Source organism: Phreatobacter sp. AB_2022a (assembly GCF_026847585.1).
GTDB lineage: Bacteria > Pseudomonadota > Alphaproteobacteria > Rhizobiales > Phreatobacteraceae > Phreatobacter.
The window spans coordinates 1-21,412 of record NZ_JAPSET010000061.1 but is presented as its reverse complement, the minus strand read 5'-3'; the positions used below and the strand labels follow the sequence as shown (position 1 = coordinate 21,412).

Annotated in this window: 21 protein-coding genes and 1 tRNA gene; 5 read left to right on the top strand and 17 right to left on the bottom strand. The window is 68.6% G+C overall.

Annotation, left to right across the window (positions count from 1 at the left end):
• Position 1: 1 nt before the first annotated feature.
• Positions 2-505 carry a DUF6496 domain-containing protein gene (locus tag OZ671_RS28550; protein WP_268863858.1) on the bottom strand — a complete coding sequence of 168 codons (504 nt, stop codon included), beginning with the start codon at positions 503-505 and terminating at the stop codon, positions 2-4.
• Positions 506-625: 120 nt separating this feature from the next.
• Complete coding sequence (locus tag OZ671_RS28545) at positions 626-1,576, bottom strand: cation diffusion facilitator family transporter (protein ID WP_268863857.1); 951 nt, start codon at positions 1,574-1,576, stop codon at positions 626-628.
• Positions 1,577-1,720: 144 nt separating this feature from the next.
• On the opposite strand from OZ671_RS28545, the gene OZ671_RS28540 reads away from it, so the two are divergent.
• The gene (locus OZ671_RS28540) at positions 1,721-2,182 is read left to right on the top strand and encodes a DUF2267 domain-containing protein (protein WP_268863856.1); all 462 of its coding nucleotides are present in this window, start codon (positions 1,721-1,723) and stop codon (positions 2,180-2,182) included.
• A 135-nt stretch (positions 2,183-2,317) separates the two neighbouring features.
• Entirely contained in the window at positions 2,318-2,581 is a 264-nt protein-coding gene (locus OZ671_RS28535; RefSeq protein ID WP_268863855.1) for a hypothetical protein, read from the top strand.
• Between the two features lie 105 nt (positions 2,582-2,686).
• Here OZ671_RS28535 and OZ671_RS28530 read toward each other — a convergent pair.
• From OZ671_RS28530 to OZ671_RS28500, 7 genes are all read right to left on the bottom strand, one after another.
• A tRNA-Phe gene (locus OZ671_RS28530) sits at positions 2,687-2,762 on the bottom strand.
• A gap of 263 nt (positions 2,763-3,025) precedes the next feature.
• Entirely contained in the window at positions 3,026-3,616 is a 591-nt protein-coding gene (locus tag OZ671_RS28525) for a L,D-transpeptidase (protein WP_268863854.1), read from the bottom strand.
• A 46-nt stretch (positions 3,617-3,662) separates the two neighbouring features.
• Positions 3,663-4,046, bottom strand: a complete 384-nt coding sequence (locus OZ671_RS28520) for a hypothetical protein (protein WP_268863853.1) — start codon at positions 4,044-4,046, stop codon at positions 3,663-3,665.
• Positions 4,047-4,492: 446 nt separating this feature from the next.
• Positions 4,493-5,212 (bottom strand): response regulator, encoded by a 720-nt coding sequence (locus OZ671_RS28515; protein ID WP_038304359.1) that lies wholly within the window; start codon positions 5,210-5,212, stop codon positions 4,493-4,495.
• Positions 5,209-6,963, bottom strand: coding sequence for an ATP-binding response regulator (locus OZ671_RS28510; protein ID WP_268863852.1), 1,755 nt, complete (start codon positions 6,961-6,963; stop codon positions 5,209-5,211). Before OZ671_RS28510 ends, OZ671_RS28515 begins: the two co-directional genes overlap by 4 nt.
• A gap of 28 nt (positions 6,964-6,991) precedes the next feature.
• Entirely contained in the window at positions 6,992-9,025 is a 2,034-nt protein-coding gene (locus OZ671_RS28505) for a sensor histidine kinase (RefSeq protein ID WP_268863851.1), read from the bottom strand.
• Entirely contained in the window at positions 9,022-10,026 is a 1,005-nt protein-coding gene (locus OZ671_RS28500) for a TRAP transporter substrate-binding protein (RefSeq protein ID WP_268863850.1), read from the bottom strand. Before OZ671_RS28500 ends, OZ671_RS28505 begins: the two co-directional genes overlap by 4 nt.
• A 272-nt stretch (positions 10,027-10,298) precedes the next feature.
• Here OZ671_RS28500 and OZ671_RS28495 point away from each other — a divergent pair, with 272 nt between their 5' ends.
• Together OZ671_RS28495 and OZ671_RS28490 are read left to right on the top strand one after the other, a co-directional pair.
• The gene (locus tag OZ671_RS28495; RefSeq protein ID WP_268863849.1) at positions 10,299-10,613 is read left to right on the top strand and encodes a hypothetical protein; all 315 of its coding nucleotides are present in this window, start codon (positions 10,299-10,301) and stop codon (positions 10,611-10,613) included.
• Between the two features lie 260 nt (positions 10,614-10,873).
• Positions 10,874-11,179 (top strand): hypothetical protein, encoded by a 306-nt coding sequence (locus OZ671_RS28490; RefSeq protein WP_268863848.1) that lies wholly within the window; start codon positions 10,874-10,876, stop codon positions 11,177-11,179.
• Between the two features lie 71 nt (positions 11,180-11,250).
• Here the strand turns inward: OZ671_RS28490 and OZ671_RS28485 are convergent, their stop codons facing one another.
• Positions 11,251-12,645: an FAD-binding oxidoreductase gene (locus tag OZ671_RS28485; protein ID WP_268863847.1), complete on the bottom strand. Its 1,395-nt coding sequence runs from the start codon at positions 12,643-12,645 to the stop codon at positions 11,251-11,253.
• A 171-nt stretch (positions 12,646-12,816) separates the two neighbouring features.
• On the opposite strand from OZ671_RS28485, the gene OZ671_RS28480 reads away from it, so the two are divergent.
• Positions 12,817-13,320, top strand: coding sequence for a thioesterase family protein (locus OZ671_RS28480; protein ID WP_268863846.1), 504 nt, complete (start codon positions 12,817-12,819; stop codon positions 13,318-13,320).
• Between the two features lie 12 nt (positions 13,321-13,332).
• On the opposite strand, the gene OZ671_RS28475 is transcribed toward OZ671_RS28480, so the two are convergent.
• From OZ671_RS28475 to lpxC, 7 genes are all read right to left on the bottom strand, one after another.
• Positions 13,333-13,497 (bottom strand): hypothetical protein, encoded by a 165-nt coding sequence (locus tag OZ671_RS28475; RefSeq protein WP_268863845.1) that lies wholly within the window; start codon positions 13,495-13,497, stop codon positions 13,333-13,335.
• 66 nt (positions 13,498-13,563) lie between these two features.
• Positions 13,564-13,797, bottom strand: coding sequence for a hypothetical protein (locus OZ671_RS28470; protein WP_268863844.1), 234 nt, complete (start codon positions 13,795-13,797; stop codon positions 13,564-13,566).
• Between the two features lie 137 nt (positions 13,798-13,934).
• A complete protein-coding gene (gene ligA / locus OZ671_RS28465; RefSeq protein ID WP_268863843.1) occupies positions 13,935-16,379 on the bottom strand; it encodes an NAD-dependent DNA ligase LigA in 2,445 nt (814 codons plus the stop codon).
• 85 nt (positions 16,380-16,464) lie between these two features.
• Complete coding sequence (locus OZ671_RS28460) at positions 16,465-17,127, bottom strand: hypothetical protein (RefSeq protein WP_268863842.1); 663 nt, start codon at positions 17,125-17,127, stop codon at positions 16,465-16,467.
• 14 nt (positions 17,128-17,141) lie between these two features.
• The gene (gene recN / locus OZ671_RS28455) at positions 17,142-18,797 is read right to left on the bottom strand and encodes a DNA repair protein RecN (RefSeq protein ID WP_268863841.1); all 1,656 of its coding nucleotides are present in this window, start codon (positions 18,795-18,797) and stop codon (positions 17,142-17,144) included.
• A 211-nt stretch (positions 18,798-19,008) separates the two neighbouring features.
• Positions 19,009-19,884 carry an outer membrane protein assembly factor BamD gene (locus tag OZ671_RS28450; protein ID WP_268863840.1) on the bottom strand — a complete coding sequence of 292 codons (876 nt, stop codon included), beginning with the start codon at positions 19,882-19,884 and terminating at the stop codon, positions 19,009-19,011.
• A gap of 130 nt (positions 19,885-20,014) precedes the next feature.
• Positions 20,015-20,947, bottom strand: coding sequence for a UDP-3-O-acyl-N-acetylglucosamine deacetylase (lpxC, locus tag OZ671_RS28445; protein WP_038304447.1), 933 nt, complete (start codon positions 20,945-20,947; stop codon positions 20,015-20,017).
• Positions 20,948-21,412: the final 465 nt, after the last annotated feature.

Sequence of the window (21,412 nt, the reverse complement as noted above, 5' to 3'; positions counted from 1 at the left end):
TTCAGGCGCGCCGCTCCGCCCGGGTCCGCGCCGCCTTCTGGGCCGCCCGCCTGCGTCCCTCCGGTCCCTTGGTCCGGGCCGCCTTCTTCGCGGCGGCGGATCGTTCCTCGGCGGTGCGCCGCGAAGCCGCCCGCCTGGTCTGCCGCGACAGGGCCGCCGGCGATGCGGTGTCCTTCGGCTCCGCCTTCAGAACGCGCGACACCGCCTTCGAGACCTTCGGACGGCGCTTCGGCACGCGCTCGCCCTGGCCGACCTCATAGGCATATTCGGCGCTCTTGCGGGTGCTCTCCTTGACCTTGCCCTTGCGCGGCGGCGGCAGGTCGACGCCCGCCTTGCGTGCCTCGGAGAGGCCGATCGCGATCGCCTGCCTGGTCGAGCGCGCGCCATGCTCGCCGCGGCGGATCTCCTCGATTTCCTCACGCACGAACTCGCCGGCCTGCGTGCTCGGCGACTTGCCCTCGCGCTTGTCCTTCAGGGCCCTGGCAATGGTCTTCCTGTCCGGCATCGGTCGTCTCCATCGTGGAACGATCGGCGGGTCCGCGGCCGTCGGGCGGCGGTGCCGCACCTTCGACAGATCAACGTATCGGGACGGCAATTGATCCTCGGCCAGCCCGAAGCTGCGGCTTCACCGGCCGGCCCTGAGCCGGGCGCGGCGGGCGCGCCAGGTGGCGCGGGTCTGCGGCTTGACGAAGACCGAGGCGATATCGGTCCGGCTCCGCCGGAGCCTTGTCTCGATCCGCTCCACGCAGCGTTCGATCTCGGCGGTCGAACGGTCGTCCCGGAATTCCAGGCTGAGCGCCACCACGATCTGGTCGGGGCCGAGATGCACCGTCGTCAGGCCGTTGACGCGCTCGACGTCCGGGTCGCCGCGCACCACGGTCAGGATCTCCTCCTGGACATGCGGCAGCGCCGCCTCGCCCATGAGCAGCGCCTTGCTCTCGCGGGCGAGGAAGATCGCCGTCAGGGCCAGGATGGCGCTGATGAACAGCGAGGCGATGCCGTCGAGTTCCGGCCGGTCGAGCCAGGCCGCGGCGGTGATGCCGCAGAAGGCGATGAACAGGCCGAGCAGCGCTGCCGTGTCCTCGAACAACACGGTGAAGACGCTCGGGTCCTTGCTCTCGCGGACCGCCGCGTAGTAGCCGAGCGCGCCCTTCACGGCGCGGAACTCCTTCAGGGCGACGCGCCAGGTATAGCCTTCGAACAGGGCGGAAAAGCCGAGCACGACATAGTTGGCAGCGAGGTCGGTCGCCGGCCGCGGCTCGCGGATATGCGCGATGCCTTCGTAGAACGAGACGCCGGCGCCGACCGCGAAGACCAGCAATGCGACGATGAAGCTCCAGAAATAGAGCTCTCGGCCATGGCCGAAGGGATGGGCGAGATCGGGCGGCCGCGCGGCGCGGCGCAGCCCGTAGAGCAGCAGCAGGCCGTTGCCGGTATCGACAAGCGAGTGAACACCTTCCGAAAGCATGGCCGAGCTGCCGGTCCAGGCGGCCGCGGCGAACTTGGTCGCGGCGATCAGCAGGTTGCCGGCGACGGCGGCATAGATGACGGTCTTCGAACCTGAATGCGCCGCCATGTCGCTTTGCTCCCGCCGGCGGACAGGAAGCCGGCTTGCCTGCGCGCCCGCCGCGATGCCCCCGCGTTCGCGATCCCCGACGGAACCGGCCTGCGGGTCGCCAAGTTCCACATGTGAAGCAGGAATTGGCAGAGGAGGAGCCGCATGAGTGCGACCGGCCTCGACGTCTTCGACAGGACGCTTCAAACCACCCATATCTGGCTTGACGACATCAAGGAGATGCTCGGGCCCGACCGTCAGGTTGCCTGGAAGGTCCTGTCGGTGGTGCTGCGCAAGCTCCGCGACCGGCTCCCCGTCGAACTCGCCGCCAACCTGGGCGCGCAGTTGCCGCTGCTCGTGCGCGGCGCCTATTATGACCAGTTCGAGCCGCAGCGACAGCCGATGAAGCTCGATCGCGACAGGTTCGTCGCGGAAGTCGGCAGCGGGCTGTCGGACAGCCGGCCAATCGATGCCGAGGAGGCCGTCCGCGCGGTGTTCACCGTGCTGTCGAGCCACCTGCCGCAGGGCCAGATCGCCAAGGTCCAGCACGCGCTGCCGGAGCCCTTCTGGCCGCTCTGGCAGCCGGGCGGGGCCGAGGCTGCGCCGCCACCGGACCAGACGGCGTGACGGCCTGACCAGCCGCAATGGCAGATATCGAGGGCGACGACGCGATCGGCGGTCCGCCGCGCCGTCCTGTCGCCCGGCGCGGCGCAATCCTCTTCCGCAGCAGCGGGAGCGTCATGGCGAAACGAGGGACTGCACATGTCTGAAGTCATCAGTCTGTTCGGCGACCAGCTGTCGTTGCAGGGCGAACCGAACAAGGGCCTCGTCAACATCATCGAGGAGCTCCTGGCCATGGCCAAGGACGGCCGCCTGCAGAGCCTCGTGGCCACCGGCTACACGCTCGAAGGCGCACGGCTCGCCGTCTGGGCCGACACCCATCCCAATGCCTACGAGATGCTCGGCGCGATCACCGCCCTGCAGGGCGAATATGTCCACCGCCATCCGGGACTGACGTCGATGTAAGGATGCGATGCGCTTCGAGACAAAGCGGAAGGCGCTCCCGCACTGCGCGGAACGGACCGCGAGACGCGATGAAAAGCGATAAAACCCAATGCCTTAGAGGCAAAATGGTGCCCGGGGGCGGAATCGAACCACCGACACTGCGATTTTCAGTCGCATGCTCTACCAACTGAGCTACCCGGGCGGCTGCGCAACACGACCGTTCGATGACGGTGCGTCGCGAGCGAGCGGGTTTATAGGGTCTCGCTTCGGTCCTGTCCACCCTCCCGGGCGCAAGATTTGCACAGGACGATCACGCCGCTGTGGAGACCGCGCGGCGGGCCGCCCGGCCGGCGCCGGCAGCATCCGGCGAGACCTGCGAGCCGGTGAAAAAATGCCCCGGAGCCGTTGCCGGCGCCGGGGCAGTTCGAGGTCATGCGGGGGGCATGCACGCGGGAGGGGATGGGGTCAGCGCAGGACGATCACGCGGGTACCGACCTGGACGCGGTTGTAGAGGTCGACGACATCGTCGTTGAGCATGCGGATGCAACCCGACGAGACGGCCTGGCCGATCGTGTGCGGCTCGTTGGAGCCGTGGATGCGATAGAGCGAGGAGCCGAGATAGAGGGCGCGGGCGCCGAGCGGATTGTCCGGGCCGCCGGCCATGAAGCGCGGCAGGTCGGGCCGGCGCCGCAGCATCTGCTCGGGCGGGCGCCAATCCGGCCATTCCTGCTTGCGGGTGATGTGCGGGCTGCCGGCCCATTCGAAGCCGGGGCGGCCGACGCCGATGCCGTAGCGGATCGCCTGGCGGCCGGGCAGCACGTAATAGAGCCGGCGCGCGCCGGTATCGACCACCACCGTGCCCGGCGCATAGGCTCCGGTGAAATCGACCACCTCACGCGGAATGGCCGCCGCCTGCGGCCGGGCCGAGGCGATCGCCGGCGCGAAGGCCATGGGCTGGCGGGTATCGGGATCGATCATGACGGAAGAGGCCGCCACGGCCGGGGCTGCGGAGAGGGCGGCAAGGGACAGCGCTGCGGCGATGGCGAAACGGCGCATCGGGCACTCCTCGGGAACGCGTGAGGACGATGATAGCGAGAGGGGATCAGCGGGCCGGGGCGACCGTGTCGACCGTGACGGTGCGGACGCCGTGCAGCGGCGCGCCGTCGACCGTGGTCTGGCATTCGCGCGGAATATGCGGCCAGGTGTACTGCCCGCAGGCGCCGCGCCGGGTCGCCGCCGCGCGGTCGCCCTGGATCATCGGCACCTGGCCGCGGGCCGCCGCGCTGACGGCGACCGCCGGTTCGGCGCGCTGGGGCCGGACGGCGAAGGCCGCGAAGGCATTGTCGAGATCGGCCGACGACAGGCCATGGCCGACGACCGGCGCCTGCGACACGGCGGCGCGGCTTGCCGGCGGCATCGCCAGGGCGATGGTGGCAGCGGCGGCGGCGAATGCACTGAGAACCAACGTCTTCGACATCAGGTTCATGACCACCTCCCGAGGGGCCGTTGTCCGGCCATTCTGTCAGGTGAGTGGCGAGCCGGCGGCAAAAGGTTCATCACCTCTGTTCAACGACCGCCGGGCGCCAATCACGTCGGCTGCGGTTGTAGGCCTCAGGATTTTCGCGGCAGTGTCTCGCCGCACAGCCCGGCATTTCCTTGCGAAACGCAATGTTTCAAGGCTTGCCGGCCGGTGTCGTGCCGCGCCGCCGCCTGTTTCGGGACCCAGGGGTTTGTTTCAGACAGCGGGTGCGAATGGCGAATGGCGAATGGGGGTGCGACGATCACCGCCGCTGCAACCCCATTCGCCTTTCTCATTCAACGCCCGAGCCGCCGGATGTTTCGGCGCGCCGGGCGTTTGTTCCAGGCCAACATGACGAGCGGGACGCGAGGACGCGAGGACCTTCCCCACTCGCCATTCGCCACTCGCCGCCCTCAGCGCTTCTCGCCGTCGGGCAGGAACATGTAGCCGGCCCCGCGCACGGTCTTGATGAAGGCGGGGGCCTCCGGATCGGGTTCGATCTTCTTGCGAATGCGGGTGATACGCACGTCGATGGCCCGGTCGAACGCGTCCGGGTCGCGCGCGCCGGCGAGATCCAGCAGGCGGTCGCGCGAGAGCACGCGGCGGGGATTCTCGGCAAAGGCCTTGAGCAGGTTGAACTCCGAGCTGGTCAGCGGAAACTCGGCGCCGTCATCGTCGCGCAGCATGTGGCCGGCGAGGTCCAGCCATTTGGTGCCGAAGCGCACCCGTTCCTTCTGCTCCGGCCGCGCCGCCGCGGCGACGGCGGCGGCGCGGCGCAGCACCGAGCGGATCCGGGCGAGCAGCTCGCGCAGCTCGCAGGGCTTGGCGAGGTAGTCGTCGGCGCCGAGCTCCAGCCCGACGATGCGGTCGACCGCGCTGGCGGTGGCGGTCAGCATGATGACCGGCACCGGCGCCGAGCGCTTGAGATCGCGGATGACCGAAAGCCCGTCCTCCTCGGGCATGTTGAGGTCGAGCACGATGAGATCGGGCCGGCCGGCCGCCATGGCCCGGCGCAGCGCGGCGGCGCCGTCGCAGGGCGTCACCTCGAAGCCGTGCATCTTCAGATAGTCGCCGACCATGTCGCGGGCCGCCGGCTCGTCGTCGACCACCATGATGTGCGGTTTCGCGCTCATGCCGCAGCTCCCGGTCCGGCCGACGGCAAGGTCAGGCTGAAGGTCGCCCCGGGGCCCTCGGCATTGGCTTCGGCGGCAATGCGGCCGCCATGGAGCTCGATGATCCGGCGCGCGATGAACAGGCCGAGCCCGGTCGAGCTCTCGCCGCCGGTCGGCTTTGCCGAGAGACGCTGGAACCGCCCGAACAGACGGCCGAGATCCTCCTCCGAAAGCCCCGGGCCGCTGTCGCTCACCGCCACCTCATGGCCGTCGGGCCCGGCCGACAGGCGGACCGCGATGCGCCCGCCGGGCGGGGAATACTTGATCGCATTGGAGACGAGGTTGTCGATCGCCTCGCGGATCCGGTCCGGGTCAGCCCGGCCGGTGAGGCTCGCCGGCCCGGAATAGACGAGGTTCTGCTGCTTGCGCTCGGCCAGCGGGCGATTGGCGTCGATCACCGCACCGATCACCGCGGCCGTGTCGATATCGGCAACGCGCAGCACGATGTCCTCGGCATCCAGCATGGCGTCGTTCAACAGCGCGTCGATCATGCCGGTCATGCGCGCGACCGAGGAACGCAGCTGCTCGATCTGGCTCTTCGCCCGCTCGATATTGGGCGGGTCGAGCTCCAGGAGCTCGCGCATCATTTCCGAGCGGCCGAGAATGACGCCGAGCGGGTTCTTCAGATCGTGGGCGACCGTGCCGAGCACCTCGGCCTTGTGATCGTTGGTGCGCTTCAGGCGGTTCCACTGGGTGGTCAGCCGCTCGTTGGCGCCGGTCAGCTGGCGTGTGCGCTCGGCGACCCTCAGCTCCAGGGTCTCGTTGGCCGCCTGCAGCTGCTCATAGAGGATGACATTGTCGAAGGCCGTGGACAGCCGCCCGCAGAACACGGCGACCAGGGTCCGGTCGGTTTCCGACAGCGGCCGGTCCGAGCGCAGCGCCACCACCACCTCGCGGCCGCTGGCGGTGCGGATATAGAGCATGGTCTGCTCGCCACGGAAGGTGTGGCAGCGCTGCTCGAAGGCCGAGCCCACCAGATCGGCCATCGTCTGGTCGAGGCCGCTCTCGGCGGTGCCGGCCATGCCGGCATAGACGCCCGAGCCGGCGAGAATGGCATAGCCGGCGCGCTGGTCCTCGCGCAGCACCAGGATGCCTTCGCAATGGGCCTGGATCAGCCCGGCGATCTGGGTCAGCACGCCCTCGGCCAGCTTGCGCATGGACTTCAGGTCGAACAGTTCGGAGGCGGCATCGACGATCAGCTCGAGCCCGCGGCGGGTCTCGACCAGCCGCATCAGCTGCTGATAGGAGCGGATCGCCGCGGTCAGGGCGGTGAACAGCTTGTCCGCGGTCAGCTCGGTCTTCGCCTTGTAGTCGTTGATGTCGTAATCGACGATGACCTGGCGTTCCGGCGCCTGGCCGGGCTGGCCGGTGCGCAGGATGATGCGCACCGTGTCGTTCTTCAGGACGTTGCGGATCTCCTCGACGAGCTCGAGCCCCGCCCCGTCGCTCTCCATGACCACGTCGAGCAGCACCACCGCCATGTCGGGATGCGCGGCCAGCAGCGCCCGCCCCTCCGCGGCCGAATAGGCCGAGAGCAGCTCCAGCCCCGCCCCGGCCAGCTCGTAGTCGTAGAGCGCATAGCGCGTGCCCGAATGCACCGCCGGGTCGTCGTCGATGATCGCGACCTTCCAGCGGTGCTGGTCGCGGCCGCGCGCGGCCGGCTCGTCCTCCACCACCTGGATCAGATCGTCGTCTCGGTCTTTGTCGTTCATCGAAACACCCGGGTCTGACTGGCTGCCGTCAAGGACGTTCGGCCGGCTCCTGCGGCGCAACGAGCGGCAGGATCATGCGGAAAGTGGTGCCCTGGCCCGGCACCGACTGAAGCGTGATACGACCACCGAGGCGCCGCGTCACGATGTTGAAGACGATATTGAGGCCGAGCCCGGTGCCGCCCTCGCCGCGCCGGGTGGTGAAGAAGGGGTCGAAGGCCTGGCGCTGCACAGCCTCGGTCATGCCGACCCCGTCGTCCTGAACCGTGATGGTCACGTGATCAGCCGCCTCGACCGCGGCGATGCGGAACTTGCCCCTGCGGCCCTCGGGGAAGGCGTGGGTCAGGGCATTGATGAAGAGGTTGGTGATCACCTGGCCGTAGGGCCCGGGATAGCTGTCGAGGGTGATGCCGTCGGGCATGTCGACGTCGAGTTCGATCGCCGCCCGCTTCAAGGTGGGGCGAAGGCTCGCGACGATCTGGTCGGTCGCCTCGGCAAGGTCGAAGGAGCGGCGGTCGGCATGGCTGCGGTCGACCGCCACCTGCTTGAAGGCCTGCACCATCTCGCCGGCGCGCTGCAGGTTCATCGACAGCTGCGCGGCCGCTTCCCGGCTGCCTTCGACGAATTCGGTGAGCTTGGAGCGGCGCAGTTCGCCGCGCTCGACGTCGCGGCCAAAATCCTCGATGCGCCGGGTCAGCGTCGAGGCGACGGTCAGGCTGATGCCGATCGGATTGTTCACCTCATGCGCGACGCCCGCCACCAGGCCGCCGAGGGCCGCCAGCTTCTCGGCCTCGATCAGGCTCTCCTGGGTCTCGCGCAGATGGGCGAGCGCGGTCTCGGCGCGGTCCTTGGCCGCCACCAGGTCGCGCTCGGCCCGCTGCTTCTCGATGGCGTTCTGGCGGAACACCTCGACCGCGCGGGCCATGCGGCCGATATCATCGCCCGCCATCAGGCCGGCCGGAGCACGGGCAAGGTCGCCGCGCACGATATCGGCCATGCTGCCGGCGAGATCGTCGAGCGGCGCGCGGATCGAATGCGCGATCAGCGCCCAGATGGCGGCGACGAACAGCAGGAACAGGCCGGCCACGATCACCGCCTGGACGAAGACCGAGCGCAGGGTGCTTTCGAGCCGCGCCTGCGCGGCATCCTCGTTGGCGCGGACCCGGTCGGCCACCTCCTGGATGACGGTGGCCATGACCGCCTGGTTGCCGTCGATCTCGACCTGCAGGAGCCGGTTCTGCATGCCGAGCACGGTGATCAGCCGGCCGAAACCGGCCCGCAGCGCATCGGTGCGCTCGCGCAGCGTCTGCACCGCCGCCTTCTGGAAGTCGGACGAGGCCAGATCGGCCATGACCGGCGCCGTCGCCTGGATCACCTCGATGCTGGAGGAAGCCTCGCGCTGGGCCTGCGCCGACTGGGTCAGGTAATAGTCGTTGATCGCGACGAGGAAGATCGAGAAGGCCTCGCGCGACTTGCCGAGCGCCGGCGCGATCAGCGGCGCGCGCTCGGCCATGGCCGTCTCGACGACGGCATAGAGCTGGGAAAGCTCGCTCGCGGGCTTGCGGATCTCGTTCTCGTAGATCGAGGAAATGGTCTCCCGCACGCTGCGCAGTTCGTCGAAGCCCAGCATGAAGCGCTCGGTGACGCTGGTCACCGAACGGGCCGGGTTCTGCAGCGCGAGGTCGATTTCCTTTTCCAGCGCCAGCTTGGCCAGCAGCGCCTTGCGCCGCGCCTCGATGTCGGCGAGCACGATGTCGTTCGGCAGCGCGAAGTAGCGGTGGATCAGCGTCTGCAGGCGTCCGGCCTCGTTTTCGATCGAGGCCAGCAGGCGGTCGATGCGGCGCGCGTCCTGCGCCGCGTTCCAGGCCGAGCGGATGGCGCTGGCGCCCGAAGCGATCAGCAGCAGCAGCAGGCCGATGAAGGCGAGATTGAGGATGACGACGGTGGCGATGCGCCAGCGCACGGGAATGTGGCGCAGCGCCTGCGAGGCAAGATCGAAGCGGCCCTTCAGCGACCGGAGAACGGGGGCCGTCAGCCGCCGCCGTGCCGTGGACGCGTCCATCATCGGGCCTGGCGGATCCGCTCGATAAGCGCCATCAGGTCGGCCTCGCCGGCAAAGCGGGCGGCAAGGCCGGTCACGGCCGCCTCGAAGGCGCTGCGGTCGGCGAGCGTGACGATCTCGACACCGGCGCGCTCGGCCTGCTGGCGCGAGGTCTGTTCCAGCTTCTCCCATTGCGCGCGCATGGCGCGCGAGGATTCGCGCGCCGCCTGCCGGAAGATAGCCCTGTCCTCCTCCGACAGCGTCTCCCAGACCCGCTTCGACACCACCACGACTTCCGGGCTCATCGTGTGCTCGGTCAGCGTCAGGTAGCGGGCGGCCCGGTAGTGGTCGGTGGTCACGTAGGAGGGCCAGTTGTTCTCCGCGCCCTGGATGAGGCCGGTGGACAGGCCGACGCCGACCTGGCCATAGGGCAAGGCCACCGGCTCGGCGCCGAGCGCCTTCATCATGTCGACCATCATGTCCGACTGCTGCACGCGGATGCGCAGCCCTTTCAGGTCGATCATCGAGCGGATCGGCCGGACCGAGTTGTAGATCGACCGCGCTCCGGAATCGTAGAAGGCAAGGCCGACCAGGCCATGGGCCTCGAAGCGGGCCAGTATCTCGTCGCCGATCGGCCCGTCGAGCACGGAGTGCAGGTGCTCGACCGAGCGGAACAGGAAGGGCAGAGCCAGCACATTGGCTTCGGGAATGAAGCTACCGAGCGGAGCGACATTGGTGCGATTGATGTCGATCGCACCAATGCGGGTCTGCTCGATCGTCGCCTTCTCCTCGCCGAGCTGGCTCGAATGGAAAATCCTCAGGCTGTGCCGGCCCCGGCTGCGCTCGAGGATCAGGCGGCCCATGTGCTCAAGCGCCCGGACGGTGGGATAATCGGCCATCTGGGTGTCGGCGACGCGGAATTCGCGGGCCGCGGCCGGAGGCGCCAAGGCCGCGGCGAGCAGGACGAGCCCACCGGCCAGCGCGGCACAAGCGCGATGCCAGCTCCCGCCGTGCCTGTCGACCATGAGTTCCCCCTCCACCCGGCGGCGGCCGGTACGCCCCATACGCGCCCGAGCATGCCACAGAAGGCGGCGCCTTCGCTACCGCCGCAGGCGGCAGACGCATCGCGCGCCCGGGCGGACCGTTCGCGCGGGTTCCGAGCGGACGAAACAAAGATCCCGGCCGCTCGGGCGCGACGACATGTTGCGGAAATGCGGGTCAGGCAAGTTCGCCGGCAATCGAGATCCGGGTGCCGCCCCGGCATCCATGAACACGCTGCGTGCAGGAGCATGCCCGCATGATATCCCGTCTGGCCTTCGCGCTCGCCGCCGGCCTGCTTGTCCATCTTTCCGGCTTCGCCCGTGCCGACGAGACCATCGGCATTCCGGACTGCGACCAGTTCATCACGAGCTACGAAACCTGCGTCACCACCAAGGTGCCGGCGGATCACCGCGGCACGTTCAGCCAGCAGGTGGCTCAGCTCAGGGCCAGCTGGAAATCGCTGGCGGAGAACCCGCAGACACGCGCCCAGCTCGAACAGGTCTGCCGTGTCCAGGGCGCGCAGATGCAGCGGGGCCTGGAACCGTTCGGCTGCACCTTTACGCCGCGTTGAGCCCGGCCGCTCGACCCATGCAGTGGCCGCATGACGCGGACGGACGGCCGTCGTTGCCTTGTCATGGCTTCTGCGCCATAAACACTGTGACGGATTCGTTCTCTCTCCCCCAAGTCATCAGAGAGAATGACATTCTTTCCGCATGAATAGATCGACCATGCGCGAACAGAATTCCGTCGACGGCAATAGCGAAGGGTTCAACTGTTTCCACTCCACTTCATTTTCCTTCGCCCCCAGCGATCCCTCACGGAGCAATCCCAATGATCTCTCGTCTTGTTTTCGGTCTTGCCGCCGGCCTTCTGGTCTTTTCCAACGTCAATGCCCGCGCGGCCGACGAGGTCGGGGTGCCCGAATGCGATCGCTTCATCGCCGCCTATGAGACCTGCGTGAACACGCGCGTGCCGGCCGAGCAGCGGCCGACCGTGACGCAGAGCATCACCCAGATGCGCGCCCAGTGGAAGCAGCTCGCCGGCAATCCGCAGACCCGCGCGACCCTGCCGCAGATGTGCACCCAGGTGACCGAGCAGGTGAAGCAGTCGATGGGCCCGATGGGCTGCACCTTCTGAGGCGCGGTTTTTCGTCTGGCGACAGGCCGAGGCCGGCACGTGAACGTGCCGGCCTTTCTTTTCGGCGGCGTCTACGCGCCGATGATCTTGCCCGGATTCATGATGCCGGCCGGATCGACCGCCTGCTTGAGCGCGGCCATGAGGGCGAGCGCCGGCCCGCCATGCTCGGCCTTGAGATATTTCATCTTGCCCTGGCCGACGCCGTGCTCGCCCGTGCAGGTACCGCCCATGGCCAGCGCCCGTTCGACGATGCGGCCCATGAAGGCGGTGACGCGCGCGACGTCCTCCGGGTCGTTTTCGTCCATCAGCGGCAGGACATGGAAATTGCCGTCACCGACATGGCCGACGATCGGCGCGACGAGGCCGGTCGCCTCGATATCCCTTTTTGTTTCCTCGATGCAGTCGGCCAGCCGCGACAGCGGCACGCAGACATCCGAAGACTGGCTCTTGGTGCCCGGCCGGAGCGCCAGCGCGGCCCAGTAGGAATCGTGGCGCGCCTGCCAGAGGCGGCTGCGATCCTCGGGCTTGACCGCCCACTCGAAATTGCCGGCGCCATAGTCGTCGGCAATGGCGCGGAAACGCTCGACCTGCTCGGCGACGCCGGCATCGGTGCCGTGGAACTCGAGCAGCAGCAGCGGGCTCTCGGGCAGGCTGAGCTTGGAATAGGTATTGACCGCCTTGACCTGGACCTCGTCGAGCAGCTCGATACGGGCGACCGGGATGCCGGACTGGATGGCGGCGATGGTCGTGTCGGCAGCAGCCTTCACGGTGGGGAACGAGCAGACGGCCGCGGAGATCGCCTCGGGAATGCCGTGCAGCTTGAGCGTGATCTTGGTGATCAGGCCGAGCGTGCCCTCGGCGCCGACGAAGAGGTGGGTGAGATCGTAGCCCGCGGAGCTCTTCTTGGCCCGCCGCGCGGTCTCGATCACCTCGCCGTTGGGCAGCACCACCTCCAGCGCGATGACGTTGTCCTTCATGGTGCCGTAGCGCACGGCATTGGTGCCGGAGGCGCGGGTCGAGGCCATGCCGCCGATCGAGGCGTCGGCGCCCGGATCGATCGGGAAGAACAGCCCCATGTCGCGCAGATAGTCGTTGAGCTGCTTGCGCGTGACGCCAGGCTCGACCACCACGTCGAGATCCTCCGCATGCACCGCCACGATCGCCTTCATCAGCGAGGTATCGACGGAGATGCCGCCATAGGGGGCGTTGACATGGCCCTCGAGCGAGGTGCCCGTGCCGAAGGGCACGACCGGCACGCCATGCCTTGCGGCAAGCTTCATCACCGCGACGCAGTCGTCGACATCCCGGGGATAGACGACGATGTCGGGCGGCTGGTTCGGCACCACCGTCAGGGTGTGGCCATGCTGCTGGCGGACCGCCTCCGAGGTCACCGCACGATTGCCGAACAGCGCCTGCAGCTCGGCGGTCACCGCCGCGAGGGTCTCGGGAGTGGGACGGGCTTTCATCGTGGCCGGCATCATGCGCTCCTTGCGGCCCCGCGGCCGCGACCTGCGCCGCTCCGGAGGCAAGCGCGGAGACTAGCCAACCGGGCGGCCTTGAGGAAGCAGCCCGGCCGCACGGCGGGCCGGCCATTCGGCCGGATTGCCCGTCGGCCGCAGCGCGGTACAGTCATCGTCATGAACGCCATAACCCTTTGCCCGGAAACCGGGCTGCCCGTTTCGCAGCGCCTGACGATCCGCCCGGAATGGATCGACTATAACGGCCACCTCAATGTCGCCTTCTACGTCAAGCTGTTCGACGAGGCGCTGGACGTCATGTTCGAGAGCCAGGGCCTGGCGCAGAACTACGTCGAGGAGCGCAGGCTCGGCTTCTTCATGGGCGAGCTGCACGTCCGCTATCTGCGCGAACTGCACCTCGGCGATCCCGTGGAGGTGCGCATGCATGTGCTCGATATCGACGCCAAGCGCATGCACTACTGGCTGGAGATGGTCCATGCCGACGAGCGCTGGCTGTCGGCGACCGAGGAGGCCATCGCACTCCATGTCGACATGACGACGCGCAAGGTCGCGCCCTTCCCGGACGATGTCATGGCGAAGCTGAAGGCCTGGCAGGCGCCGGCGCTCGGCCGGCCGACGCCGAAGGGCGTCGGCAAGGTGATCGGCATTCCGAAGACGGCCTGACCGGCCGCCCCGTCAGCGGCTGAACGGCAGCGTCGCGGAGCCCGCGAGCGTGCGCAGGATGCCGGCGCGCTTCAGTTCGTCGAAGGGGATGGCGGCATGGTCGGCACGCCAGGCGCGCAGCGCGGCCTGGCGCGGATTGCGGGCCTTGAACCATTGGGCAAGGACGGCGAGCAGCATCGAAAAGATCTCCGGATGGCCCCGGGACAAAGCCGCGCGGGGCCGCATGACGGGCGCCAGAGGCGCTCAGAACACCGACATCAGGTCGCGGGTGGTGCGGATCGTCTGCTCCCGGCTGATGCCGCGCTCGGCGAGCTCGCGATCGGACAGGTGCATCAGGTAGCCGTTGGCATAGGTCTCGGCGCGCATGCGCTGAGCCTCGACGAAGGCCTCGTAGGCGGCGCGCAGAAACGCCAGGAAGCCGCGCCGGACGGGCTCGGGCCTGCGGGTGACGGGCTGGTCGAGTGCGACGGTGGCCATGGTCTTCTCTCCTCGTGAACGAGTGGACGACCTCGAGGCTTCCTCCCTTTCGACCCCTCCAATTTGGTGCAATGCAGCAAAAGCGCAACATTGTGCACCGCACCATCAGCCCTGCCATATTTGCATGGCGGGCGGCCTCAGCCGCCGATCAGCGCCAGCCACTCGGCCTCGGACAGGACCTTGACCCCGTGCTTCTCGGCATCCTTCAGCTTGGAGCCGGCGCCGGGGCCGGCCACCACGAAGTCGGTCTTGGACGATACCGAGCCGGAAACCTTGGCTCCCAGCCGCTCGGCCTTCGCCTTGGCCTCGTCGCGGGTCATCAGCTCCAGCGAGCCGGTGAACACCACGATCTTGCCGGCGATCGCCGTCTGGGTCGCGACCGCCTCCGGCGGCTCGATCGTCACCTGGGCGAGCAGAGCCGCGACGGCTTCGGCATTGTGCGCCTCGGCGAAGAACTCGATCAGCGAATTGGTCGCGACAGTGCCGATCTCGCCGTCATCGGCCAGCAGGCGATAGGCATCGGTCGGCCGCGCCGCGGCTGCGGCTTCCAGCGCCGCGATGACCGCCTCCTCGTCGCCGTACCGTTCGACGAGGGCGGCGCGCTGGGCCTTGCCGAGCCGGCCGAGCACGGTCGACCGCGCGAGCGCGGCGCCAGCCTCGTCGGCGGTGGCTTCCAGATTGCCCGCCGCCTCGACGAGGCGCGCGAGCGTCACCGGGCCGATCCCGGGAAAGGACGACAGCGCGAACCAGGCCTCGCCCGGCCGGCCCTTGGCGGCGGCATCGATGGCCGCCAAGAGCATGTCCACATCCGGAAAGCGGCGGGCGAGCGCCTTGGCCGTCGTTTCGCCGATATGGCGGATGCCCAGGCCGAAAATGAAGCGGTTGAGGCTGACCCGCCGCCGCGCCTCGATGGCGTTCAGCAGGTTCTTGATCGCCTTGTCCTCGTCCGGATCGCCGGACTTGCGGCTGGACTGCCGCTTCGGCGGCTCCTTGCCGAGCGCGGCGTAGCGCTCGTCGCTCACCTGGATCCGGCGCTGCTCGATCGCCGCCTTCACCTCGTCGAACTTCAAGGTGAAGAGGTCGGCCGGCGCCTTGATCAGGCCGGCCTGGAACAGCGTCTGGATGTAGACGTCGCCGAAACCCTCGATGTCGAAGGCGAGTCGCGAGACGAAGTGGCGCAGCCGCTCGACGCTCTGCGCCGGGCAGATGAGGCCGCCGGTGCAGCGGCGCACCGATTCGCCTTCGTCGCGCACGGCATGGCTGCCGCAGGCCGGGCAGACGGTCGGGAAGGCATAGGGCACGGCCGTTGCCGGCCGCTGCTCCAGCGCCACATCGATGATCTGGGGAATGACGTCGCCGGCGCGCTGGACCGTGACGGTATCGCCGATGCGAATGTCGATGCCGCCGCGGATCGGCTGGCCGTCGCTGCCCACCGCCTTGATGTAATCCTCGTTATGCAGCGTCGCGTTGGAGACGACGACGCCGCCCACCGTCACCGGACGCAGCTTGGCGACCGGGGTCAGCGCGCCGGTGCGCCCGACCTGAATATCGATGCCTTCGAGCACGGTGGTCGCCTTCTCGGCGGCGAATTTGTGCGCGATGGCCCAGCGCGGGCTGCGCGAGACGAAACCGAGCCGGTCCTGCAGGGCAAGGCTGTCGACCTTGTAGACCACCCCGTCGATGTCGTAGCCGAGGCTGGCGCGGCGTGTCTCGATCATGCGGTAATGGGCGAGCAGCGCCTCGGCATCCTGGCAGACGACCGTCAGCGGATTGACCGGGAAGCCGAGCTGCCTGAACCACGCGACCATGCCGGATTGCGTCTCGCGCGGCAGCGGCGGCGTCACCGCGCCCCAGGTATAGGCGAAGAACCGCAGCGGCCGCTCCGCGGTGATGCGCGCGTCGAGCTGGCGCAGCGAGCCGGCCGCAGCATTGCGCGGATTGGCGAAGGGCGGCAGGCCCCGCTCCTCCTGGCGCGCATTGATGGCGCGGAAATCCTCGTGGCTGAGATAGATCTCGCCGCGCACCTCGAGCACATGGGGGGCGCCGTCGAGCGCGTGCGGCAGGCCGGCAATGGTGCGGACATTGGCGGTGACGTCCTCGCCCACCGCGCCGTCACCACGCGTGGCGGCAACTGCAAGGCGGCCGTTCTCGTAGCGCAGCGAACAGGACAGGCCGTCGATCTTCGGCTCGGCCGTCATGGCCACCGGCGCATCGGCGGCAAGGCCGAGGAAACGCCTGACGCGGGCGACGAAATCGAACACCTCCTCGTCGGCGAAGGCGTTCGACAGGGACAGCATGGGCACGGCATGCGTCACCTTGGCGAATTTCGACGACGGCGCGGCGCCGACCTTGACGGTCAGGCTGTCCTCGGTCCGCAGCGCCGGGAACTGCGCCTCGAGCGCCTCGTAGCGCCGCCTGAGCGCATCATATTCGGCATCGGTCAGCGCCGGGGCGTCGTCCTGGTAGTAGAGCCGGTCGGCCTCGGCGATCCTTTCGCCGAGCCTGGCATGCTCGGCGGCGGCGGCTTGCGGGTCGAGACTGTCGATGGGCTTGTCGGAAAGCTTGTCTGATGTCGCGGCCATGATCGAAACCGGATTGTGCTGGAGGATGCAGAGCATAGTCGGACGCCTCACGCGAGGCGAGCCGGGCAGGTTCAATCGGGCCGGATCATTCGAACACGCCCAGATTCATGCCCTGGGCGCGCCCCTCGGCGCGCACCGCCGCGGTGCTCGGCCACCACATCGAGACGATGCCGGCAACCCCATAGCGAGCGAGAGCGCGAGGGCTTGCCGTCCACTCCTCGGCGCCGTCGCGCGAACCCGGCAACGGCGGCTGGTCGTAGGTGAGCGAGCCGTTGACGCCGATCTCGCGGAAGAAGGCCTCCGTCTCCGCCCTGAGGCCGCTTTCCGCGCCGCCGCCGCCGAGCAGGCCGCCGAAGGCCGGCGGCGCGATGCCGCCATGGAACACGACCAGCGAGCGCGGCTCCACGATCTTCCGGCGGGCCGCCGTGAACAGGAAATTGGCGCAGGACGACGCGCATTGGCGACGCACCACCAGGGTCAGGCCGCGCGCCCGGATCGCCCGTGCGAGGCGCAGCGAGACCCTGACCTCGCCGCCGTCGGAGGTGATCGCCATGGTCGAGATCGACCGGTCGGCGGCAAGCAGCGCCAATGAGCGCTCGACGCTCGCATGCGTCAGCTCGCCGGAAAAGCACAAGGTCGAGCCCACGCGATGAACACCGCCCGCCGAACAGTCGGCGGCAGGCACCTGCGCGCGCGCGCCGGCAACACCGACCAGGGCGGCCAGCGCCCCAGCGAGGACCGGTGCCACGCGCCGGACCGCCATCAGTTCACCGCGAGCAGCCGCTCGGCTGCCGCGCGGGCCTCGTCGGTAATGGTCTCGCCGGCCAGCATGCGGGCGAGCTCCTCGCGCCTGAGATCGAAGCCGAGCGGCTTGACGCGGGTCGCCACGGCATCGCCGGCGGCTTCCTTGGCGATCAGGTAGTGGCGCGTCGCCTTGGCGGCGACCTGCGGGGCATGGGTGACCGAGAGGACCTGCACCTGGGAGCCGAGCCTTGCCAGACGCTGGCCGATGGCATCGGCCACCGCGCCGCCGACGCCGGTATCGATCTCGTCGAAGACGAGGGTCGGCGCGGAGCCCTGGTCGGCCAGCACCACTTTCAGCGCGAGCATGAACCGCGACAGCTCGCCGCCCGAAGCGACCTTCATCATCGGCCCGGGGCGCGTGCCGGGATTGGTCTGCACCCAGAACTCGGCCCGGTCGATGCCCTCGGGGCCTTCGCTGTCGGCGGTCATCTCGGTGATGAACCGGGCGCGATCGAGCTTCAGCGGCCCGAGCTCGGCATTGACCGCGGCATCGAGCTTGAGGGCCGTCGCCTTGCGCTTGGCCGAGAGCGCCTTTGCGGCCTTGCGGTAGGCCGCCTCGCCCTCGCCCGCCGCCGCCACCAGCGCGACGAGATGGTCCTCGCCCGCATCGAGCGCGGCGACATCCGCCTGATAGCGGGCGGCCAGCGTCGCCAGGCCATCGACCGGCACCGCATATTTGCGCGAGGCGGCGCGCAGCGCGAACAGGCGCTCCTCGATGCGCTCCAGCTCGCGCGGGTCGAAATCGGCGGCCCGCTGGGCCGCCTCGACCGCCGCGCGGGCGTCCTCGATACGGTCGAGCGCCTCGCCGAACGCCTTGACGATGGGCTCGATCATGGCGGGAGCCTGCTGCGCCCGCCGCTCCAGCCGGCGCCAGGCCGCGGCCAGCGAAGGCACGGCCGAGCCGGGGCCAGCGAGGACCTCCGCCGCGTCGGAGAGATCGGCGGCGATCTTTTCCGACTGCATCATGGCCTGCCGGCGCGCGGCAAGCGCCTCCTCCTCGCCCGCCTCCGGCTTCAGCCGTGTCAGTTCCTCCACCGCGTGACGCAGGAAATCGCCGTCGGCGCGGGCCTTGGCGAGCCGGGCCTGCGCCTCCTCGACCGCCCGCCGCGCATCACGCCAGGTCTTCCAGGCGGCGCGCACGGCCGCCGCCTCTTCGGCGAGGCCGCCATAGGCGTCGACCAGCGCGCGATGGGCTTCCGGTTCGACCAGGGCGCGATCGGCATGCTGGCCGTGGATCTCGACGAGGGAAGCGCCGATCGCGCGCAGGACCTGCACGCTGACCGCCTGGTCGTTGACGAAGGCACGGGTGCGGCCGTCGGCGAGCTGGACACGCCGGAGAATCAGGTCGCCGTCGGTATCGATATCGGCTTCGGCCGCAATGCGCCGCGCTGGATGGGCGGCGGGCACGTCGAACACGGCGGTCACCTGGCCCTGCGCCTGGCCGTTGCGCACCAGCGCCGCGTCGCCGCGCGCGCCGAGCGCCAGCGAGGTCGCATCGAGCAGGATGGATTTGCCGGCGCCGGTTTCGCCGGTCAGCACCGAGAGCCCCTCGGCGAAGGTCAGATCGAGCCTGTCGATCAGGACGATGTCGCGGATCGAAAGCTGGGCGAGCATGTGCGGTCCGCGTTTCCCTCGTGCCTGTTTCGAAATGCCACCGCGCCAAGGGCGCGACCGGCCTTCAGAAGCAAAACACCAGCGACCTCTGATGTCCCGGCGCCACGATGACGGAGCCTGTCCGCGGTTCGATGCGAAACTCCGGCAAACGCCGTCATCGTGACGCCGGCCGGTTACCTGTTATCGCGAATAGAGGTCGAACGGAAGGGCGTCAGCCGGCGATGCGCCGGAAGGCGCGGCTGATCCACGAGCCGGTGTCCTCCCGCGGCGTCAGGCCCTGGTTGGTGACCAGCGCGTAGCTGTCCTTGTACCACTGGCTGTCCGGGAAATTGTGACCGAGCACGGCCGCCGCCGTCTGCGCCTCGTTGACGATGCCGAGCGCCATGTAGCACTCGACCAGGCGCGCCAGCGCCTCCTCGACATGGCGGGTGGTCTGGAACTGCGAGATCACGGTGCGGTAGCGGTTGATGGCGCCGGCGAACTGGCGGCGGGTCTGGTAGTAGCGGCCGACCATCATCTCGCGGCCGGCAAGCTGGTCGCGGGCCACCTCGATCTTGCGGCGGGCGGCGGTCGCATATTCCGACTGCGGCCATTTGCGGGTGACTTCTTCCAGGACCACGAGCGCGCGCTCGGTCCGGCCCTGGTCGCGGTTGACGTCCGGGATCTGGTCGTATTGGGCCGCGCCCATCAGGTACTGCGCATAGGCTGCATCGGACGAGCCGGGATGCAGCTGCAGATAGCGCCGCGCCTGGTTGATCGTCTCGTCGTAGTCCTGGGCCTCGTAATAGGAATAGGCCGCCATGATCAGCGCCCGCTTGGCCCATTCCGTGTAGGGATGGGTGCGGTCGATCTCCATGAACTTCAGCGCGGCGCGGCGCCAGTCGCGCCGGTTCTGCAGGGCGAGGCCCTCGTTATAGAGCTTTTCGGCCGGTTCGTCGGGAAGGTTGGTCGTATCCTGGCCACCGAACAGGTTGCCGAAGGACGGCGCATTGGCGCAGGCGCCCAGGGGCAAGGTGGTGGCGAGAACGGTCGCCAGCACAAATGCGCGGCGCGGCAGTCGATCAAACGGACGCTGTACCAAGCTCACGAACCTTCCCCGATCAGATCCTCATGGGCTTCAAGCCCGGCAGGGCTCTTACCCCAAAATAAACGGCGGAGCCACCGCTCCGCCGCACACTTTCAGAACATGAGGGTAAGGCCAGAATGCGGCGCGACGCTCAGTTGGCGTCGGGGCCGTAAGCCGGCATGGCAACGCCGAGATCGGCGTGGCCGCGCTCGCGCCGCACGACCGATTCGACGACCTCATAGGCGGTCGGATCGGAGAACAGCGCCTGGAGCAGGTTGACGTTCATGCGATGGCCGCCGCGATAGGAGCGGAACCGCCCGATGATCGGTGCGCCGGCAAGCGAGAGATCGCCAACGGCGTCGAGCAGCTTGTGACGAACGAATTCGTCGGCAAACCGCAGGCCCTCGGGGTTGAGGATCCGGTCGTCGCCGACCACGACGGTGTTGTCGAGCGAGGCCCCGAGCGCGCGGTTGGCGGCCCAGAGCTTGGAAACGTCCTGCATGAAGCCGAAGGTGCGCGCACGCGCGACCTCGCGGCGGAACACGGTCGGATCGAGGTCAATGCCGAAAACCTGCCGGCCGACCAGCGGATTGGTGAAGTCGATCTCCACTTCCATCCGCAGGCCCCGGTCGTGCGGATGCAATTCGACCGTGCCGCGATCGGTCTCCAGCGTCACGGTCTTCAGCACCTTGATCGCCTTGCGGGTGGCGGCCAGCGTCACCAGCCCGACCTGGTCGATGGCCTCGACGAAAGGCGCGGCCGAACCGTCGAGGATCGGCATTTCCGGACCGTCGACCTCGACGAGGCAGTTATCCACACCGAGGCCGGCCAGCGCCGCCATCAGGTGCTCGACCGTCGCCATGCCGCCACGCTCGGGATTGCCGAGCACCGTCGACAGGTCAGCCGACGAAACGTTGCGGAACACGGCGGGAATCTCGACATGGTCCTGGTCGGACCGGACGAAGGCGATACCGGTGCCGGCTTCCGCCGGGTTCAGGGTCACGGAAACCGCCGCCCCGGAATGGACACCGATGCCATCAAGTTGGACTTGCTCGCGAAGCGTCGTCTGACGTGCAGTCTTCATTTCGACCGTCTCTGGCGCCCCGATCCCGGGTCTGACGACCTCGTCAGGATCGAAGCTGCCCCTTTCATGACCTGTCGAACCCGGCAACCGGAGCCTCCCGCGAAGGAAACCTGGAGAGCACGTCGCCAATGCGAATCGTGGCGGTGCCGTTCCGGGCTCGAACGGGCCGGACCATAGACACCCCCCTCAGGGGAGCCAAGTCACGGTTTGTGTCCGACTGTTACCAACTTTCGGTCGCATTCTCGCGGATCCGTTAAGACGATAAAAAGGCTGACTTAACAAAAACTTACCCGGGCGCCAGGGCCCGGGTAAGTTGATCGTCTGCAAGATTTCGTAACAATCTGGGATGTGTACGGCTCAGTTGGCCTGCCGCCTGAGGAAAGCCGGGATATCCAGATGGTCGTCCTCGCCCCGCGGCTGCGGCTGGGCGGGGCGGCCGTGGATGTCGAGGCCGGCCGGTTCGCG

Bases quoted from the DNA above. Each gene is read 5' to 3' on its own strand.
- OZ671_RS28550 (WP_268863858.1), bottom strand. From the start codon at position 505: ATGCCGGACAGGAAGACCATTGCCAGGGCCCTGAAGGACAAGCGCGAG.
- OZ671_RS28545 (WP_268863857.1), bottom strand. From the start codon at position 1,576: ATGGCGGCGCATTCAGGTTCGAAGACCGTCATCTATGCCGCCGTCGCC.
- OZ671_RS28540 (WP_268863856.1), top strand. From the start codon at position 1,721: ATGAGTGCGACCGGCCTCGACGTCTTCGACAGGACGCTTCAAACCACC.
- OZ671_RS28535 (WP_268863855.1), top strand. From the start codon at position 2,318: ATGTCTGAAGTCATCAGTCTGTTCGGCGACCAGCTGTCGTTGCAGGGC.
- OZ671_RS28525 (WP_268863854.1), bottom strand. From the start codon at position 3,616: ATGCGCCGTTTCGCCATCGCCGCAGCGCTGTCCCTTGCCGCCCTCTCC.
- OZ671_RS28520 (WP_268863853.1), bottom strand. From the start codon at position 4,046: ATGAACCTGATGTCGAAGACGTTGGTTCTCAGTGCATTCGCCGCCGCC.
- OZ671_RS28515 (WP_038304359.1), bottom strand. From the start codon at position 5,212: ATGAGCGCGAAACCGCACATCATGGTGGTCGACGACGAGCCGGCGGCC.
- OZ671_RS28510 (WP_268863852.1), bottom strand. From the start codon at position 6,963: ATGAACGACAAAGACCGAGACGACGATCTGATCCAGGTGGTGGAGGAC.
- OZ671_RS28505 (WP_268863851.1), bottom strand. From the start codon at position 9,025: ATGATGGACGCGTCCACGGCACGGCGGCGGCTGACGGCCCCCGTTCTC.
- OZ671_RS28500 (WP_268863850.1), bottom strand. From the start codon at position 10,026: ATGGTCGACAGGCACGGCGGGAGCTGGCATCGCGCTTGTGCCGCGCTG.
- OZ671_RS28495 (WP_268863849.1), top strand. From the start codon at position 10,299: ATGATATCCCGTCTGGCCTTCGCGCTCGCCGCCGGCCTGCTTGTCCAT.
- OZ671_RS28490 (WP_268863848.1), top strand. From the start codon at position 10,874: ATGATCTCTCGTCTTGTTTTCGGTCTTGCCGCCGGCCTTCTGGTCTTT.
- OZ671_RS28485 (WP_268863847.1), bottom strand. From the start codon at position 12,645: ATGAAAGCCCGTCCCACTCCCGAGACCCTCGCGGCGGTGACCGCCGAG.
- OZ671_RS28480 (WP_268863846.1), top strand. From the start codon at position 12,817: ATGAACGCCATAACCCTTTGCCCGGAAACCGGGCTGCCCGTTTCGCAG.
- OZ671_RS28475 (WP_268863845.1), bottom strand. From the start codon at position 13,497: ATGCTGCTCGCCGTCCTTGCCCAATGGTTCAAGGCCCGCAATCCGCGC.
- OZ671_RS28470 (WP_268863844.1), bottom strand. From the start codon at position 13,797: ATGGCCACCGTCGCACTCGACCAGCCCGTCACCCGCAGGCCCGAGCCC.
- ligA (WP_268863843.1), bottom strand. From the start codon at position 16,379: ATGGCCGCGACATCAGACAAGCTTTCCGACAAGCCCATCGACAGTCTC.
- recN (WP_268863841.1), bottom strand. From the start codon at position 18,797: ATGCTCGCCCAGCTTTCGATCCGCGACATCGTCCTGATCGACAGGCTC.
- lpxC (WP_038304447.1), bottom strand. From the start codon at position 20,947: ATGAAGACTGCACGTCAGACGACGCTTCGCGAGCAAGTCCAACTTGAT.